The 17,881-nt window shown below is 64.9% G+C and carries 16 protein-coding genes and 1 pseudogene; 10 read left to right on the top strand and 7 right to left on the bottom strand.

Features of this window, described 5'->3' with window-relative positions; all coding sequences use genetic code 11:
* Positions 1–27 precede the first annotated feature (27 nt).
* The 3 genes from JLZ96_RS06780 (at position 28) to JLZ96_RS06790 (ending at position 3,216) form a co-directional block, all read left to right on the top strand.
* Positions 28–783, top strand: coding sequence for an ABC transporter ATP-binding protein (locus tag JLZ96_RS06780; protein WP_032364109.1), 756 nt, complete (start codon positions 28–30; stop codon positions 781–783).
* Positions 780–2,162 carry an ABC transporter permease gene (locus JLZ96_RS06785; protein ID WP_201009709.1) on the top strand — a complete coding sequence of 461 codons (1,383 nt, stop codon included), beginning with the start codon at positions 780–782 and terminating at the stop codon, positions 2,160–2,162. Before JLZ96_RS06780 ends, JLZ96_RS06785 begins: the two co-directional genes overlap by 4 nt.
* Before the next feature lie 196 nt (positions 2,163–2,358).
* On the top strand, positions 2,359–3,216 hold the full coding sequence (locus tag JLZ96_RS06790) for a DUF559 domain-containing protein (RefSeq protein ID WP_201009710.1): 858 nt from the start codon (positions 2,359–2,361) through the stop codon (positions 3,214–3,216).
* A 107-nt stretch (positions 3,217–3,323) separates the two neighbouring features.
* Here the strand turns inward: JLZ96_RS06790 and egtD are convergent, their stop codons facing one another.
* The 4 genes from egtD to egtA are packed head-to-tail and all read right to left on the bottom strand — an operon-like array spanning position 3,324 to position 7,582.
* Entirely contained in the window at positions 3,324–4,289 is a 966-nt protein-coding gene (egtD, locus tag JLZ96_RS06795) for an L-histidine N(alpha)-methyltransferase (RefSeq protein ID WP_201009711.1), read from the bottom strand.
* 9 nt (positions 4,290–4,298) lie between these two features.
* Positions 4,299–5,039, bottom strand: coding sequence for an ergothioneine biosynthesis protein EgtC (gene egtC / locus JLZ96_RS06800; protein WP_201009712.1), 741 nt, complete (start codon positions 5,037–5,039; stop codon positions 4,299–4,301).
* Positions 5,040–6,344: an ergothioneine biosynthesis protein EgtB gene (gene egtB / locus JLZ96_RS06805; protein ID WP_201009713.1), complete on the bottom strand. Its 1,305-nt coding sequence runs from the start codon at positions 6,342–6,344 to the stop codon at positions 5,040–5,042.
* A complete protein-coding gene (gene egtA, locus JLZ96_RS06810) occupies positions 6,341–7,582 on the bottom strand; it encodes an ergothioneine biosynthesis glutamate--cysteine ligase EgtA (RefSeq protein WP_201009714.1) in 1,242 nt (413 codons plus the stop codon). Before egtA ends, egtB begins: the two co-directional genes overlap by 4 nt.
* A gap of 143 nt (positions 7,583–7,725) precedes the next feature.
* Here egtA and JLZ96_RS06815 point away from each other — a divergent pair, with 143 nt between their 5' ends.
* A complete protein-coding gene (locus tag JLZ96_RS06815; protein ID WP_201009715.1) occupies positions 7,726–8,895 on the top strand; it encodes an aminotransferase class V-fold PLP-dependent enzyme in 1,170 nt (389 codons plus the stop codon).
* A gap of 45 nt (positions 8,896–8,940) precedes the next feature.
* On the opposite strand, the pseudogene JLZ96_RS06820 reads toward JLZ96_RS06815, so the two are convergent.
* Positions 8,941–9,771 (bottom strand): annotated as a pseudogene (locus JLZ96_RS06820) (DMT family transporter); the annotation flags it as partial.
* A gap of 74 nt (positions 9,772–9,845) precedes the next feature.
* Between JLZ96_RS06820 and JLZ96_RS06825 the strand changes: the two are divergent.
* The 3 genes from JLZ96_RS06825 (at position 9,846) to pth (ending at position 11,977) form a co-directional block, all read left to right on the top strand.
* On the top strand, positions 9,846–10,454 hold the full coding sequence (locus tag JLZ96_RS06825) for a TetR/AcrR family transcriptional regulator (protein WP_201009716.1): 609 nt from the start codon (positions 9,846–9,848) through the stop codon (positions 10,452–10,454).
* Positions 10,455–10,639: 185 nt separating this feature from the next.
* Positions 10,640–11,302 (top strand): 50S ribosomal protein L25/general stress protein Ctc, encoded by a 663-nt coding sequence (locus JLZ96_RS06830; RefSeq protein WP_027496086.1) that lies wholly within the window; start codon positions 10,640–10,642, stop codon positions 11,300–11,302.
* A gap of 81 nt (positions 11,303–11,383) precedes the next feature.
* Positions 11,384–11,977 (top strand): aminoacyl-tRNA hydrolase, encoded by a 594-nt coding sequence (gene pth / locus JLZ96_RS06835; protein WP_027496085.1) that lies wholly within the window; start codon positions 11,384–11,386, stop codon positions 11,975–11,977.
* On the opposite strand, the gene JLZ96_RS06840 is transcribed toward pth, so the two are convergent.
* A complete protein-coding gene (locus JLZ96_RS06840) occupies positions 11,978–13,612 on the bottom strand; it encodes a fatty acyl-AMP ligase (protein ID WP_201009717.1) in 1,635 nt (544 codons plus the stop codon).
* Positions 13,613–13,741: 129 nt separating this feature from the next.
* Here JLZ96_RS06840 and JLZ96_RS06845 point away from each other — a divergent pair, with 129 nt between their 5' ends.
* The 3 genes from JLZ96_RS06845 (at position 13,742) to JLZ96_RS06855 (ending at position 16,846) form a co-directional block, all read left to right on the top strand.
* Positions 13,742–15,424, top strand: coding sequence for a peptide chain release factor 3 (locus tag JLZ96_RS06845; protein WP_027496083.1), 1,683 nt, complete (start codon positions 13,742–13,744; stop codon positions 15,422–15,424).
* 9 nt (positions 15,425–15,433) lie between these two features.
* Positions 15,434–16,087: a nicotinamide mononucleotide transporter family protein gene (locus JLZ96_RS06850; RefSeq protein WP_032364119.1), complete on the top strand. Its 654-nt coding sequence runs from the start codon at positions 15,434–15,436 to the stop codon at positions 16,085–16,087.
* A gap of 147 nt (positions 16,088–16,234) precedes the next feature.
* Positions 16,235–16,846: a hypothetical protein gene (locus JLZ96_RS06855; protein ID WP_201009718.1), complete on the top strand. Its 612-nt coding sequence runs from the start codon at positions 16,235–16,237 to the stop codon at positions 16,844–16,846.
* 11 nt (positions 16,847–16,857) lie between these two features.
* On the opposite strand, the gene JLZ96_RS06860 is transcribed toward JLZ96_RS06855, so the two are convergent.
* Positions 16,858–17,856: an enoyl-CoA hydratase/isomerase family protein gene (locus JLZ96_RS06860; protein WP_201009719.1), complete on the bottom strand. Its 999-nt coding sequence runs from the start codon at positions 17,854–17,856 to the stop codon at positions 16,858–16,860.
* Positions 17,857–17,881 lie beyond the last annotated feature (25 nt).

The following is a 17,881-nucleotide window of genomic DNA, read 5'->3' on the forward strand; positions in this document are numbered from 1 at the left end:
GTCCGGCGAATTCATAGCGTTGGTGCCATGACCATCACAGCAGGCCCTGTTGCACGGGCATTCCAAGTCAGCAAGTATTTCGGCGACTCGTCCAACCCGGTGAGCGCGCTCGACAACGTCTCTCTCGACATTCACGGCGGCCGGTTCACCGCCATCATGGGGCCATCGGGTTCCGGCAAGTCCACCCTCATGCATGTCATGGCAGGGTTGGACACCCCCAGTTCCGGGCAGCTCATGCTGGCCGGAGCCGACATCACGTCGGCGGGCGACGACGCTCTGACGACGTTGCGCCGCAAGCAGGTCGGCTTCATCTTCCAGTCGTTCAATCTCGTTCCGACGCTCGACGTCAGGGGCAACATACTGCTGCCGTTCGAGCTCGACGGCCGCGCGCCCACCGCCGAGGAGTCGGCCTGGATCGAGCAACTCATCGACACCCTGGGGTTGCAGAGCCGCGTTGGGCACAGGCCCCATCAGCTCTCGGGTGGCCAGCAGCAACGCGTCGCGATCGCTCGCGCTCTGGGCACTCGGCCGCAGCTGATCTTCGCCGACGAGCCCACCGGAAACCTCGATTCCCGCACCGGGCGTGAGGTTCTCGGCCTCCTCGCTGCGGCGGTACATCAGTACGGTCAATCCATCGTGATGGTCACCCACGATCCAGTCGCGGCCAGTTACGCCGATCGCATCGTCTTCCTCGCCGACGGCCGCATCGTCGACGAACTGGGACGCTCGACGCCCGAACAGATCTCGAACTACATGCTGGGAATGGAAGGTGTTCTCCGATGAGCGTGTCCACATCTGCTCGAGCGTCGCGGGAACACGGTGCGAGCATTCTGGTGACGGCGCTCGCGTCGTTCTTCGGTGTCGTGCTGATCCAGGCCACTGCGTTTCTGGTCGACATCTTCGACGACGGCAGCGAGAGCACCGGAATCGTGGCGTTGTACTGCGTGGCCCTGGTGTTCATCGGCCTTGCCCTGTATGTCGCGGCTGTCGTCACCTCGAACACGTTCGCGACGATCGTGGCCGGCCGCACCCGCACCATCGCGCTGCTCCGCCTGCTGGGTGCCCGGGCTCGTGATCTGCGTCGATCGGTCGCCCGGGAAGGCTTCCTCGTCGGGTTGTTCGGTGGCGCAGTCGGTCTGGTGCTCGGTGTCGGTGTCAGTCACCTGGCCCGCGCCGTCGCGGTATCGGCCCGCCAATTGCCGGACGTGCAGTACACGTCCGTACAACCGCTGGTGGTCCTTCCCGTCGTCACCGTGGTTCTGACGACGACGCTGGCGTCGTACGTCGGATCACGGAAAGTTCTGGACGTCACTCCGATTCAGGCGACCGGCGGTGCCGTCGACACCGGGATCGAGACCCCACGGTCGAGGCGGGTACGGACGGTGTTGTCGATCGTGCTCATCGCGGGCGGTGTCGTGCTGCTCGGCCTCGGTGTGCTGATCGGGATGGTCAACCCCGGCGGAGTACTGGTCGCGTTCTTCGGCGGTGTGGCATCGTTCACCGGCATCATGGTGGGTGCGTACCGCATCCTGCCCGGCGTGCTCCGACTCGTCGGAAGGATGGCGGGCCGCGGGCCGGGCGCACGATTGGCGTCCGCCAACGCAATTCGCTATCCGGATCGCAGCACCCGCACTGCAGTGGGCCTGCTCATCGGGGTGACCTTGGTGGTCACGTTCGCAGTCGCGATGTACAGCTATCGATCGATGCTCGTCGACGAGTACGACGAGGAGACCATTGGTCAAGTGCTGACGGTGACCGTCGGAATCATGACCGGCCTCATCGGTTTCTCGGCCGTCATCGCCGCGGTCGGCATGGTGAACAACCTGCTGCTGAGCATTCTGCAACGTACCCGGGAAATCGGACTGTTGCGCGCACTCGGATTCACCCGCAAGCAGATTCGTTCCATGATCGTCTCGGAGAGCACCCAGATGGTGGTCGCGTCGATGGGCTTCGGGCTGATCCTCGGCATCGGATACGGTTGGGCCGCAGCACAATCGCTGCTGGGTTCGCTGAGCGGCGGCGGCGTGTCTGCTCCGACACTCCCCTGGGCCGTCATCGCAGGCACGGTACTGTGCGTCGGGCTTCTCGCGCTCGGAGCATCGTTGGCACCAGCGCGGCGGGCGAACAAGATCTCGCCGGTACTTGCGTTGGCGGACACCTGACCTCGAGGCTTCGGGTTGGCTACCAGGGGCATGGTTGCGCACTACCGACGCCGATCGACGGAAATCCGTCGATCGGCGACCGTAGCGTGCAACCGTGCCCGCTCCGCCGGGCAGTCCTGTGGATAACGTCGTCGAGTTATCCACAATTGCGAGATTGCCACTGTTGCGTGGGCCCGTCAGCCGCAACGGTGTAGCAATGGGGGTCTACACAGTGCAGCAATTGCTCGCACAAGGAATCAGCACGAGCACGATTTCGAGGCGGTCGCGGTCCGGTGAGCTGGTGCGACTGCTGCCGAAGGTCTACGCGACGGAGAAGCCAGACTATTTCGGACTGTGCCTCGGGGCCACCCTGTGGAGACCGGACGCCGCACTGAGTCACGAAAGTGCGGCATGGTTATGGGGACTGATCCAATACGAACCGCGTCTGGTCGACGTCACTGTCGGCCCGACCGGCCAGTCGAGGTCGGTGCCCTGGATCCGAGTTCACCGCCGAGTTCTCGGCGACATCACCACGCGACGCGGCATGCGAGTGGTGTCCCTGGAGCAAACGTTCGTCGATGTCGCGACCTGCTTGTCGACGCCCGATCTCGAGAAGTTCTTCGACAACGCCATAGACAATCACGTGCCGTGGCGTCGGGTCGCTGAACTGTGTGACACGGCAAAGGGCATGGACGGGATGGCTGCAGTGCGCAAGCAGCTTCGAAGCTGTTGCCCGAGAACCCTGTCCGAGCCGGAGCGGGTGGTGGCGCGGGCATTGAAAGCTCGCCACTTCACAATGGAGATCAATGCGCGCGTAGGTAGGTTCTACGGCGACCTGGTCGACTTTTCCGCACGAGTCATCGTCGAGATCGACGGACGAGAGTTCCACACGGATCCCGCGACGTTCAACAACGATCGTCGACGCCCGAACGAGTTGGTGCTCGACGGATGGTTGGTGCTGCGATACTCGGCGGCCACAGCACTTGCCGAACTCGATCGCGTCGTGGACGAAATCATCACGGTGGTGCGTCGTCGCCGGAAGTCGGTTGCAGCAACGGGACGTCGACTCCCGTGAATACGCGTCATCGACGGGCAGGGTTGCGCACTACCGACGCCGATCGACGGAATCCCGTCGATCGGCGAACATAGTGTGCAGTGGTGCCCGCAATGCCAGCGGTCCGTTCAGACCCTTCCGGCCAGGATCAGAGCGAAGCGCGAATCTGCGTCGGACCACAGATGGAGGACGTCGAAGCCCGCCATCTTCAATTCACCGGCAATGCCGTCCGGCCGGAACTTCGCGGAGATCTCGGTACGTAGATCTTCTCCGGACTCGAAGTGCACGTGCAAGTCGAGATCGTGCAAATACACCTCCTGCGCAGCTGTGGCCCGAAGGCGCATCTCGATCCACTCGTGCTCGGCGTTCCACAGTGCCACGTGCTCGAAGGCCTCGGGGTCGAAGTCCGCGCCGAGCCGAGAGTTCAGGACCGACAACACGTTTCGGTTGAACTCCGCTGTCACCCCGGCCGCGTCGTCGTAGGCGGGAACGAGCACGTCCGGATCGATCACCAAGCCCACCCCGAGCAGCAGAAACTCGCCGGGGTCGAGTGCGTCCGCTACGGCCGCAAGGAATTCCTCGCGCTCCTGCGGGATGAGGTTCCCCAGAGTGCCGCCGAGGAAGGCGATGGTGCGGCCTGTTCCGGAGGGAAGATTGTGCAGGGTGTCGGTGAAATCGCTGACGATGCCGTGCAGTTCCAGCGTCGGGAACTCCTTCGAGATCTGCTCGATAGCACCCTCCAAGGCGGTACTGGACACATCCTGAGGCACATACGTTCTCAGCGAACCGTGTTCGATGCCGGCAGACAACAGCAGCTTGGTCTTCTCCGACGAACCCGAGCCCAGCTCGATCAGCATCGTCGATTCGGTGGCCCGGGCGATGTCGAGTGCATGCTCCTCGATCAGCGCGCGCTCGGTGCGGGTCGGGTAGTACTCCGGCAGCACCGTGATCTGCTCGAACAGCTCACTGCCGACGGCATCGTAGAAATACTTGGGCGAGAGCCACTTCGGGTCGGCCGTCAAGCCCTCCCGCACGTCCTTGCGCAATTCGTCCAGCAGCGTCGTATCGGTCAGATGTACGTCCACCGTGCTCATGACTCTCCTTCATTCTTCCAGGGTCGAAACGGTGACACCGGTCGCTGTCGCGACGACGATGCTGCGGTCGTCGATAGAGATCCATTCAGGATCGTCGTCGACGGGTTCGGAGGCGATCGTGACCGAATCCTCGGTCTGCAGTACCGACAGCGAATGATGCACCGCCGTGGCATACATGGACGTGCCGTCCGAGAGCAGAAAATTCAGGCGCGCCTTGGGCGACCTGGCCAGAACCTCTCGAACCAGCATGCGCAATGCCGACTCGGGATCGTGTGTGCGCAACAGGTTTCGCAACACGATCCACAATCCAGCGGCGTCGGTAGGGGCCGGCAGCATCAACGCATCGGTCGGCGGAATCTCCGACCACAGCTCCGCCAACGATTCCGGCCAACCGAACACGACGCCGTTGTGGCTGAATGCCCATCGCTCGTCGGTGAACGGGGCACAGGCACTGCGTTCGACCGGCATTCCCACGGTGGCCGATCGGACCGCCGCGATCACCGACGTCGACTGCAGTTGCGGCAGAGCATCGTCGACCGCAGGGTCGGTCCAGATGGGCATCGGATTGCGATAGCTGCGTACGGTGTCGTCGCCGTCCCACCAGGCAACGCCGAACCCGTCGGCGTTGATGGTGCCCCCGCCCCGCATGTCGGTGGGCGCGAACGATTGTGTGCGCAGCGAGTTATCGCCCCGGGTCAGCAGTGACCCGACCGAGGTGGTTGCTCCGAGGTACCCGAGATGACGGCACATTCAGTGCGACTCGACGTCGCGGGCCAACCGGAACCCACTGAAGATCTGCCGACGAATCGGGTGATCCCAATTTCGGAACGTCCCGCGGCAAGCCACCTCGTCGGTGCCGAAAGAGCCGCCGCGCAACACCTTGTAATCGCCGCGCAGAAACACCTCCGAATACTCGGCATACGGGAATGCCTCGAATCCCGGGTACGCGTCGAAATCCGAGGACGTCCACTCCCACACGTCACCGATGAGCTGATGGACCCCGGCCGGGGACACACCCTGCGGATACGCCCCCACATCGGCCGGTTCGAGATGTCGCTGATTCAGATTGGCATGTGCTGCAGTGGGTTCGGCGTCGCCCCAGGGATAGGCGCGGGAGGTGTTCGACGCCGCGTCGTACCGCGCGGCCTTCTCCCATTCCGCTTCCGTCGGTAGCCGCTTGCCTGCCCAGCGCGCATAGGCGTCGGCCTCGAACCAGCACACGTGCACGACGGGCTGCTGCGGACGCACCGGCCTGCGCACCCCGAAGCTCCGACGCCACCAGGTGCCGTCGGAATCGGACTCCCAGAACTGCGGGGCGCTGAGCTGCGCATCGACGCGGTGCGCCCACCCCTTCTCCGTCCACAACTCGGGACGCTCGTAGCCGCCGTCGGCGATGAAGTTCATGTACTGCGCGTTGGTGATCGGGGCCCGGTCGATGGCGAAGGTCGGCACGTGCACGGCGTGTGCAGGCCGCTCGTTGTCCAGCGCCCACGGGTCGAGCGACGTCCCCATCGTGAACGGCCCACCGGCGATGATGGCTTCACCCGCGACCGGCATCGTGGACGTCGGCGGTGCAGGAGCGGTGAGAACAGCAGGACCGGAACGCAACTGGTGCGTTGCGAGCATGGTTTCGTCGTGCTGCTGCTCGTGCTGGGCGATCATTCCGAACGCAAACCCGTGCTTCTCGACCGGCCGACCCTCGAACGTGCTGTGCTCCAACACGTCCCAGGCCTTGTCCCGCACGGTATGCACGTAGGCGCGCGCTTCCTCGGGCGTCAGGAGCGGCAGGGACGTTCGCGACGAACGCGAGTGCTTGAACGCGTCGTACAACTCGTCGATGTCCGGCCGCACCGGATCGCGGCCGCCGACATCGCGCACGAGCCAGAGTTCTTCCTGACTGCCGATGTGTGCCAGATCCCAGATCAGCGGGCTCATCAACGGCGAATGCTGAGCCATCAGTTCGGTTTCGTCCACGCACTCGGTGAGCGAGGCGCTGCGGGACCGGCTCCGAGTCAGCACGGTCTCGATTCTGGTCCTGAGTTCTTCGGCGCTCACACCGATTCCTTTCGGCTCTGCGATGTCGGCGACACCGCATCGAATTCGTGGGGCGAAATACCGGCGCGACATCTCCGAGATGCCGCACGCAGCTGCTGGGAGAACTCTCCTCCCGCGGATGATGCGAGATCGAGCACTTCGCTTGCGGCCCTGCGCAACTCGCCATCGGCCAGACCTGCCCGGGCCGCATCGAGCCACCGACCAGCTGTGCCTGCACCGAGTTCGGTGGCCTGGGAAACCAGATCGGGAGTGGACAACAGCGCCTCGAACGCGGCGGCAGGTATCACCCATTGCCCGTCGGGTTGCGTGTCGAGGTAACGGATTTCGAGGTGCCCGCAGGCTCGGACATGCGGGAACAGCGTCGTCAGGTGGTAATCGAGATCGGCGTAGGTTGCGGGGCGACCGACAACGCTCGGATCGTCGAGCCACTGCGCAAAAGTGATGCCGGACGGCGCTTCCCAGTTCTGGGTGGTTCCCCGAATACAGAGGAGCGGAACGTCGAGTGCCCACCGGGCGTAATCGGCGATCGGATCGCCCGTGTTCGGTACCGTGGTCCGGCTGGAATCGAGTTCGAGCCAGGTCCGCATTCGCTGCGATGCCCACGCACCCGTCGGTGCCCCGGCGAGTTCGGGAGAGCGCGCGAACGCGGCGACGAAGGCCGGGCCGATGGCGTGCAGCATCTGCCATCGCGAAGTGACCTCCGCCCGATCACGTCCGGCGTCCACACTGACCTGGGTAGCGGCGGTGTTGCACATCATCAGCTTGCCGAAAGGCCCGATGGTGGTGAAACGGTTTTCCATCGCGCAGTAGCGCGGTAGGACCAGTAGTCGTTCGGGATCTCGCACGGCGTCGGCGGGAACAGCGCTGATGGAGATGCCATCGCGACCGAGCATGTCGTGCAACAGTCGGGCATCGGCGTCGAGCAGCGGTTCGAGCTGGGAAACGGAAATAGAAGGCGAACTGGACAATTCGACTTGGCCGCCCGGTTCGACGGTGACGATACTTCCGCCCGGCAACGTCAGGGCGGGTGACTCGGGAGCGATACTGCGCGGGGAGTGATCACCGAGCGCAGCGGCCAGAGCTGACAGGGAGGGCCGCGAACCGTCGTCGAGGGCCGTGAGCCATTCGAGTTCGGCACCGATGAGCGACGGTGGCCCCAGCTTGAAACACACCTTCGACACATATGCCTCGATGGCTGGGCGCGTGCTCAGCTCGAGGGACTTCTCGTTGGAGGACACATTTCCTTCTTTCCCACTCACCGCGATCCGACTACGCAATGTACCCAGCTGCCAGGATCGAAAACGCCGAGATCCCGCGTCGTATCGAGGCTACCGATTGTGGAACCCTGATGCCCGAGAGTTCGCTACCGGAAGGACTATCGATGCTCGATCACGACCGCATTCGCCGCGACACCCCTGGTGCGTCGGGCCGGGTATTTCTCGACAGCGCCGGCTCCTCGCTGCCGCCCACCGTCGTCGTCGACACCGCGATCGCCCATCTGCGCCGCGAGGCGGAGATCGGCGGGTACCGGGCCGCGAGCGAACGCCTCGACGATCTCGCGGCGGTCAAGACGTCGATCGGAACCCTGATCGGGGCACCGGCGTCGACCATCGCTCTGAGCGATTCCGCCACTCGTGCCTGGACCGACTTCTTCTACTCGGTGCCGTTGTCGGCCGGGGATCGAATCCTGCTGTGCGAGGCCGAGTACGCCAGCAACGCCATTTCCGCGCTGCACCGCGCCGAGGTCTCCGGGGCCACCGTCGAGGTGATTCCGAGCGACGCGTCGGGGTGCATCGACGTGGACGCCCTCGAACAGATGCTCGACGACCGAGTCCGGGTGGTGTCGGTCGTGCACGCGCCCACCAACGGAGGCTTGATCAACCCGGCCCGCGCGGTGGCCGATCTCGCCCATCGACACGGTGCCCTCGTTCTGCTCGACGCGTGTCAGTCCATCGGCCAGCTGCGGGTTGACGTGGACGAACTCGGCGTCGATGCGCTGTCGGCCACCGGTCGCAAGTGGCTACGCGGGCCCCGAGGTACCGGGTTCCTGTACCTGCGTCCGGAGTTGGCCGCGAGCTTGCATCCACCGGCTCTCGATCTGCACAGCGCGCAGTGGGAGGACTCGTCCACCTACCGGATGGCCGACGACGCAACACGTTTCGAGTTCTGGGAATGCGACGTCGCAGCCCGCCTCGCCCTCGGCGCGGCCGTCGACTATCTACTCGAACTGGGCATCGACGACGTCGCGGACGCCATCTCCGAGCGCGCCGAGTACCTACGTGCCGGCATGCGACGCATTCCCGGGGTCACCGTCCACGATCTCGGTGACCGCAAGAGCGGCATCGTCTCGTTCACCATGGACGGTGAGGAGCCAGTGGCCGTCCGCGACCGACTTGCCAACCGAAACGTGACGGTCACGGTGAGCCATCGCGGTTCCACTCGACTGGACATGACAGGCCGGGGGCTCGACGCCGTCGTCCGTGCATCCCCGCACTACTTCGTCACCTTCGCCGAGCTGGACACGATGCTCGCTGTGCTCGCCGGTGCGTGAGCGTGCCCTGCGGTCCGGATGTGCGCTGAGGTAGGCGGCGACCCCGACCCCCGAGACTGCGAGGCCCGCGATACCGAACCAGGTGATCGCGTCGCCGAACATCACGAAAGCCCAGAGCATCGTCGTCGGCGGTGTCAGGTAGAGCAGCACGCTGGCACGAGTCGGTCCACTGCGGCGCACGACGAACAGGTACGCGCCGTATGCGCCGAAGGTCGACAGCACCACCGTCCACGCCACCGCAGCCCAGAAACCCGTCGTCATCGGCGGTACCGCGTCACCGGCAAGTGCACTCCACGTCATGAAACCGACTGCGCTGATGCCACATTGGATGGCCATGGCCAGCGCGATGGGTTCTTTCGGATCCAGTAGCCGTTGCCCGATCGTCCCGGCCGACAGCGCCAGCATGCCCGCGGCAGGAAGCAGGTAGACGGGCCAGGCAAGATCGGCACCGGACAGGTCACCGACGACGACGAGCGTCACTCCGGCGATACCGACGACGAGGCCGAGAATTCCTCTCGATCCGACGCGTTCGCCGAATATCCGGCTCGAGGCCAGCGCGACCACCAGCGGCTGCAATGCAGCGATCAGGGCGGCGACGCCCGGAGGGACGCCCATGCCGATGCCGGTGATGGTGGCACCGAGGTAGAGGAACTGGCAGAAGAGGCCGAGGACTGCGTGGATACGCAGCGCGTGCCACGTCGGGGTGAGTCGTCGCCATCGGCACCACGCGACGAGGAGCACGACTGCCACCAGGTACCTCCAGGCCAGCAGCGTGTGGGCCGGAGCTTCGGCGGTGCCGAATTCTGCTCCGATGAAGCCCGAACTCCACAGAATCACCAGAGCTGTACCGGCGAGAACATCGATGCGTGAGGTCATGAGAGCGATGTAAACATACAGGTCTGTATACTCGCAGTGCACCCCACTCCGACCAGCGCTTTCGAAAGGTCGCCATGCACGACAAGCCACTGACCCCCGCAGCGGAACGAATTCTCACCGTCGCGAGCGAGCTCTTCTACGACCGCGGAATCCGCGCCGTCGGCGTCGACCTGATCGCCGAGGAAGCCGGCACCACCAAGAAGACCCTGTACGACCGCTTCGGCTCCAAGGACGGCCTGGTGCAGCGCTACCTGAAGCGTCGATACGACCTCTGGTGTGCGCACGTGACGCAGTACGTCGACTCCCTCGACCAGGGTGAGCAGCGTGTACTCGGGGTCTACGACGCACTCGACCTGTGGATGCGCGACAACCATCGCGGCTGCGGATTCGTCAACGCATTCGCCGAGTTCGGCGGCACCGACAGCCCGGTGTTGGCCATCATCGAGTCGGAGAAGGCGTGGACGCGATCGCTGTTCGCACGCCTGGCCGCCGATGCCGGATACCCCGATTCAGACGAACTCGGGACTCGATTGTCACTGTTGCACGAAGGTGCGGTGGTCATGGGAACCGCAGGCGGTCGGGACGACGCCATCGCCGTCGCCCGGTCGGTGGCCGCCGAGTTGCTCGCTGCGCTCGCACGTGAGCGGAAGTTCGTAGCAGGGGTCGAACTTCCGCGCACGTGACCTGGTCGTGTATTGTCTTCCAGGTTGTCTCGGCGAGGGTAGATCCGGCTCATCAGGATCCACCGTTATCGACGCGGCTCGGCCCCGTTGGCCGCGCTCGTTCGTGTCCGCCCCGACGAGTTTGACAGTCCGACGAAGTACGCCGCACGAACCACAGATCACAGTTATCAGGAGCATGTAGCACCATGGCATCGAAGGTAAACAACCTCACCGCACAGGTCCGCACCGAATTCGGCAAGGGTGCCGCACGCCGCGCTCGTCGCGACGGCCTCGTTCCCGCCGTTCTGTACGGACACGCAACCGACCCCCAGCACCTGGCACTCGACGCCCGCGCATTCGCTGCTGTGCTGCGTAACGACGGCACCAACGCTGTGCTCACCCTCGACATCGCCGGCAAGTCGCAGCTGGCACTGACCAAGTCGATTGTCGTGCACCCGATCCGTCGCAGCATCGAGCACGCCGACCTCCTCGTCCTGAACAAGGGCGAGCGCGTCACCGTCGAGGTCAACATCATCGTCGAGGGCGACGCCGCACCGGGCACCCTCGTCACCACCGACTCGACCGCCGTCGAGATCGAGGCCGACGCGCTCGAGATCCCGGAGAACTTCGTCGTCTCCGTCGAGGGTGCCGAGATCGGCACGCAGATCACCGCGGCGGACCTGGATCTGCCGTCCGACGTCACTCTGATCTCCGACGGCGAGACCCTCCTGGTCAACGTCGTCGAGGCACCGTCCGAGGAAGACCTCGAGGCCGACGGCGAAGGCACCGAGCCGATCTCCGAGACCGGCGAGGCCGAGACTCAGGAAGAAGCAGCTTCCGAGGACGAAGACAGCTCCGACGAGAGCTGATTCTCTCCCCTGCATCTCGAGCGGCGCGCTGTTCTCCTTCGGGAGACGGCGCGCCGTTCGTTTCGAACCATCGATGGAAGAATGACGCCCGTGAGCACCGAAAACGGCCCCGCCCTGATAGTCGGGCTCGGCAACCCCGGTCCGCAGTACGACAAGACTCGGCACAACGTGGGCTTCATGGTCGCCGACGCACTCGCCGGGCGCGTCGGCTCGTCGTTCTCGTCGCACAAGAAGTCCAATTCCGACATCGTGCAGGCCCGGCTCGACGGCCGTTCGGTCGTCGTCGCGAAGCCGCGAACGTTCATGAACCTCTCGGGCCAGCCGGTGGCGGCACTGGCTCGGTTCTTCTCCGTCGACCCCGCGAACATCGTGGTGGTGCACGACGAACTGGACATCGACTTCGGCGCACTGCGACTCAAGCTCGGCGGCGGTGAGGGCGGGCACAACGGTCTGCGCTCGATTTCTCAGCACCTCGGCACCAAGGACTACCTGCGGGTCCGCGTGGGCGTCGGACGGCCGCCGGGACGGATGGATCCGGCGTCGTTCGTGCTCAAGCCCTTCTCGACGCCCGAACGCAAGGACCTCGGCGTCGTGATCGAAGAAGCCGCCGACGCCGCCGAGCTACTGCTGAAGGTCGGTCTCGAGGCCGCCCAGAATCGGGTGCACCCGCGCTGATCAGTTCAGCAGCGACACCGAATTGGCCCGTCGCAGTTTGCCGCTCGACGTCTTCGGGATGCTGCCCGGCCCCAGGACTGCCACCGTGCGCGGGCGCACTCCTACCTCCGAATGCACCGCGTGGATCACTTCACGCTCGATGCGCTTGACCTCGTCGGGGTTGTCGATATCGTTCGTTTCGACTGCAACAGCGAAGCTTTCGCGTTTGTCGCCGGCGTCGAGGCGGATCGCGACGGCGTTACCGGGCCGAACTCCCGCGACGGTGCCCGCGGCTCGTTCGATGTCGGTGGGGTAGATGTTGCGGCCGCCCATGATGATGACGTCCTTGACCCGGCCGCAGACGACCACCAGTTCGTCCTCGGTGATGTAGCCGACGTCGCCGGTATCGAGCCAGCCGTCGGCGTCCTGTGTCGGCACGGGGCCGTCGACGGTGATGTATCCGGGCGTGACGGCCTTGCCGCGGACCTCGATGATGCCGACACCGCGCGCGGTGAGCACCTGCCCTTCCTTGTCCACGACGCGGCCCTCGAGACCGGGAACGAACTTTCCGAGAGTCGCCAGGGATCGGGTGTTGCCGCGGGTGGACGGGACTGCGCGGCCGAGCGTTTCGAGTAGATCCGCGTCGACGACGTCGATCACCTGCCCTTGGCCGGGGTCCGGAATCGACACGGCGAGAGTCGTTTCCGCCATTCCGTACACGGGCGCGAGGGCCGCGGGATCGAGCTTGTACGACGCACCCGCTTCTGCCAATGCGATCATCGTGTCGGGGTCGACGGGTTCGGCACCGTTCCACGCGTAACGCAGCGTGGACAGATCCAGATCCAGGTCGTCCTCCGCCTGACGCAGCCGACGCGCCAGCAGTGAATACGCGAAATTGGGTGCAGCAGTGACTGTTCCGCGGTACTTGTCGATGAGCTTGGCCCACAACAGCGGCGAGCGCAGGAAGTCCAACGGAGTGATGCTCACGACCTCGGCACCCACCTGCATCGGCACCGACAGAAAGCCCACCATGCCCATGTCGTGGAAGAGCGGCAACCAACTGACCATGACGTCGGAATTGACGTCGAACTCGATGCGATCGATCATCGCGTACGCATTGACGTAGAAGTTCTCGTGCGTGATGCGCACGGCCTTGGGCGACCCGGTGGAGCCGGACGTGAGCTGCTGCAGCGCGATGTCGGTCTCGGCCGTCGGCACCGGATCGATGTCGCGACCGGACTTCATGTCGTCGATCTTCAGCACAGTGATGCCGCGCTCGACGAGCACCGGTGCGGCGATGTCGAACGGAGCTCCCAGAATCACCGCCTTCGCGTCGATCATCCGGACGACGGTTTCGGTGTCCTCGCCCCAGACGGCCAGATCGGTCCGCGGGGTGGGCTGATGCAACATCGTCACCGACGCTCCGCGCATCCACGTGGCCTGGCACGCAGGTGCGATGTCGACGGGCTGGCCGGCGAGAATGCCGATCGCGTCGCCGTGTTCGACCCCCGCGTCGGCCAACGCGCCCGCCATCCGCCGCGCCTGCTCGTGGATCTCACCCCACGACTGGCGCAACGCCGCCTCGGGCTCGCCGGTGACCAAACCACGTTTGCTGCTGCTCGCGGTCTCGAACATCTCGTCGGTGAACTTGCTCAACGCGTCATCTCCTCGTTCGACGGTCCTTCCGCGTCCCTCACCCTAAGCAATCCCGCGATGACCGGTGACCGTTACCGGCCGCGTATCCTTGACCTTTGCCGTTGCCGTGACTACGAGATAGAGGCCTTCGTGAGTACCCCGCCCAGTTCCCCCGACGTCGATGCAGCACTCGACGGGTCAGGACCGAACTCCGGCCCCGCTCGACACTCGGCCAGGGAACTCGATTTCGAGGTCGCGAGGCGTCGAACATTCGCGGTGATCTCACACCCCGATGCCGGTAAGTCGACGCTCACCGAGGCCCTCGCCCTGCACGCGCGCGTCATCTCCGAGGCCGGTGCCATTCACGGCAAGGCCGGCCGTCGCTCCACCGTCTCGGACTGGATGGAGATGGAGAAGGCGCGCGGCATTTCGGTGAGTTCGACTGCGCTGCAGTTCAATTACCAGACCTCCCCCGACGCCGAGGTCACCAACGTGATCAACCTCGTCGACACCCCCGGCCACGCCGATTTCTCCGAGGACACCTACCGCGTCCTGACGGCGGTCGACGCGGCCGTCATGCTCATCGACGCCGCGAAGGGCCTCGAGCCGCAGACCCTCAAGCTGTTCCAGGTGTGCCGCCAGTTCGGCATCCCGGTCATCACCGTCATCAACAAGTGGGACCGCCCGGGTCAGTCCCCGCTCGAACTGCTCGACGAGATCGAGTCACGCATCGGCCTGACGCCGACGCCTCTGTATTGGCCCGTCGGCATCGCGGGTGACTTCCGCGGCCTGCTCGATGTGCAGGACGGTAGCTACATCCGCTTCACCCGAACTGCGGGTGGTGCCACGATCGCGCCCGAGGAGTTCATGACGGCCGAGGCCGCCGCGCAGCGCGAGGGCGTCGACTGGGATACCGCCGTCGAGGAGAGCGATCTGCTGATCTCGAGCGGCCAGCAACACGACCAGGAGATGTTCCTCGCCGGCCAGACGTCGCCGGTGATCTTCGGATCGGCGATGCTGAATTTCGGCGTGCGCCAGATCCTCGACACCCTGGTGGCGCTGGCCCCCGCACCCGGCCCCCGGGCCGACGTCTCCGACGGGGTGCGCGCGGTGACCGATCCCTTCAGTGCCGTCGTGTTCAAGGTGCAGGCCGGCATGGACACCGCGCACCGGGACCGCCTGGCCTTCATGCGCGTGGTCTCGGGTGTGTTCGAGCGGGGCATGGTCGTCACGCACGCACAGACCAAGAAGCCGTTCACCACCAAGTACGCGCTCACCGTCTTCGGGCGTGACCGGACAACGGTCGAGAACGCCTACCCCGGCGACATCGTCGGTCTGGTCAACGCCACCGCGCTCGCGCCCGGCCACACGTTGTACACCGACAAGAAGGTCGAGTTCCCACCGATCCCGTCGTTCGCACCCGAGCACTTCTCGGCACTGCGCGTCGACAGCGCCGACAAGTACAAGAAGTTCCGCCGAGCCGTCGAACAACTCGACTCCGAGGGCGTGGTTCAGGTGCTGCGCAACGACATTCGCGGCGACGCCTCCCCGGTTCTCGCGGCCGTCGGCCCGATGCAGTTCGAGGTGGTCACCGCACGAATGAAGACCGAATTCGGCGTCGACGCTCGGATGGAACCGTTGGGTTACTCACTTGCTCGGCGCACCGACGCGGCGTCGGCCGTCGAATTGGGCCGTCAGCGCGGCGTCGAGATCTTCACCCGGACCGACGGCGCCCTGCTGGCTCTCGTCAGCGACAAGTGGCGACTGCAGTACATCCAGAAGGAGATGCCCGAGCTCACCCTCGAGCCCCTCGTCGCCGCAGGCGATCAGTAGCCTGTCGCGGTGCTGACAGATCTGCTCGACGCCGAATTCAGCGTGCTGGGCCACCCGGTGCTGTGGCGCGAGGTGATCGGGAACGGCTTCGGACTGCTCTCCGCGGTCGGCGGGATGCGTCGAGTCGTGTGGGCGTGGCCGGTGGGAATCATCGGAAATGCGCTGCTGTTCACCGTCTTCATGGGCGGGGTGTTCCACACTCCGCAGGCGTTGGATCTGTACGGACAAGCCGGACGGCAGCTGATGTTCATTGCCGTCAGCGCCTACGGGCTGGCCCGGTGGATGCGCGGCTCGAAGAACTCGGGGGCCGCCGTCGTTCCGCGCTGGGGCACTGCCCGTGAGCGACTGGTGATGATCACTGTCGCAGTCGTCGGAACGATCGTGTTCGCGCAGCTGTTCGGGTACCTCGGTTCGTTCGGCAAGTGGGCCGATGCGTGGATATTCACCGGCTCGATGCTGGCGACGTTCGGCATGGCCCGCGGGCTCACCGAATTCTGGCTCATCTGGATCGCGGTGGACATCGTGGGCGTCCCGCTGCTGGTGATTGCCGGTTTCTACCCGTCCGCTGTCCTCTACTTGGTATACGCCGGGTTTGTGACCTGGGGTTTCGTGGTGTGGTTCAGGATTCAGAACAAGCCTTTGGACCAAAAAATGGCGATCTAAACAATCGTGATGCTACTCTCAGGCGGTCCGAACAAACTTCGAGTACGTTTTGGCGTGCTCGACGCCGAGTTGGGCGTCATGTGAGTTCTCCGATCATGGCGTCTCGGCGCGGAACCACCCGAGAATCACGATGAAGTGGAAAACGACATGACTAAGGGAACGAACTACCCATTGGCCGGGATCAAGGTCGGTGGCGCTCCCTCGCATCGTTTGGCGACGCCGCCGAAGTCCGATTCCACTCCGTCCAACGGCGCCCGCACCGACAGTTCGGTAGCTGCACCCGCCGAGAAGGCGGCCGAAACCACCACCGATTTCCCGGCGGCAGTGGTCACGTCCACCGACACGGCATCCGCTCCACAGCCCGCAGCATCAGAGAAGCCCGCCACGGAATCGAACGAGGTTGAAGTGACTACCAGCGATCAGATCTCAGAACACGGCCTGCCCACGAACGGCCGTTCCACCGCTCACGCCTCCAGCGGCAGCACGTCGCCGTCTCTCGGCCGCGGCCAGGCACCCGACCGTCGTACCGCCATGGGCGTCGCCTCGGTTCGTATCGCGGGTCGGCTGACCCAGAACGAACTCGGCAGCCGCACCGGCGACATCCGCACCCCCGACACTTCCGTCGGACCCGACGAGCTGCTTCAGCTCCTCGGCGAATACCTCGTCTCCGGTGGTCTGCAGAACCCGGAGATCCACGTGCGTTCCAACGGCCAGACCATCGTGCTGGACCTGCAGAACCCCGCCAAGGGTTACCGCTGACCCACTGACGGTCACAGCAGCTGCTGGAAGGCCTCTGGTCGCACCATCTCGAGCACCAGAGGCTTCCACTGCGGCGCGCGGTCCTTGTCGACCAGCACTGCGCGCACCCCCTCGGCGAAGTCCGGTTCCGTGATGATCCATGTCGCCAGCCGCAACTCGCGATCGAGGCACTCCCGCAACGTACTGTCCGCAGCCCGCTCGATCAGGGCATCGGTGGCCATCAAGGACGTCGGCGACAGCGTTGCCAACTGAGTCTTGGTAGTGCGAGACCACGCAGTATCGCACTCCAATGCATCGATGATGTCGACGAGCGACGTCTTCTCGAACACCGTGGCCACCGCTTTCGCGTCGAACGACAATTCCGTCGTCGGCGGCGGGGTGGTGTGTCGATCGAGCGCTGCACCGAGATCGGTGCCACCGAGAATGTCGTCCTTCAGCGCCTGAACGGATTCGCTGGGACAGAAGTGTGTCGCCAATCCCAGTGTCACAGCGTCGGATCCGGTGATCCGGGTGCCTGTCAGTGCCAAGTAGCGTCCGATGTGATCGGGCAACCGGGACAGGAAGTAACTCGAGCCCACATCGGGAACGAATCCGATCGCCGTCTCCGGCATCGCCAGAAGAGCGTTCTCGGTCACGATCCGCACGCTGCCGTGCACCGAGATTCCTAACCCTCCCCCGAACGCCGCGGCCTCGACGACCGCCACATACGGCTTGGGGTACGTCGCAATAATCTCGTCGAGGTCGTACTCGGCAGAGAAGTAGCGCGGCCCGGCTTCTCGGTCGCCGTCGATCACGGCCTGCCTGATGGCCTTGATGTCTCCGCCGGCGCAGAACGCGCGCGGTGAACTGCTCGTCACCAGAACCGAACCGACGGTGTCGTCGTCCCGCCACGCATCGAGTGCCGCGCGAATGCCGTGGATCATGGCCTCGTTCAACGAGTTCAGGGCCTCCGGCCGGTTCAGGACGATATGCCCGACACCACCGACAACCTCGGCTTCGACTACGGCCACTGCGGACTCCCTTTCACCTGCTTCG

This window comes from Rhodococcus sp. NKCM2511, assembly GCF_014905595.1.
Taxonomy (GTDB): Bacteria; Actinomycetota; Actinomycetes; order Mycobacteriales; family Mycobacteriaceae; genus Rhodococcoides; species Rhodococcoides fascians.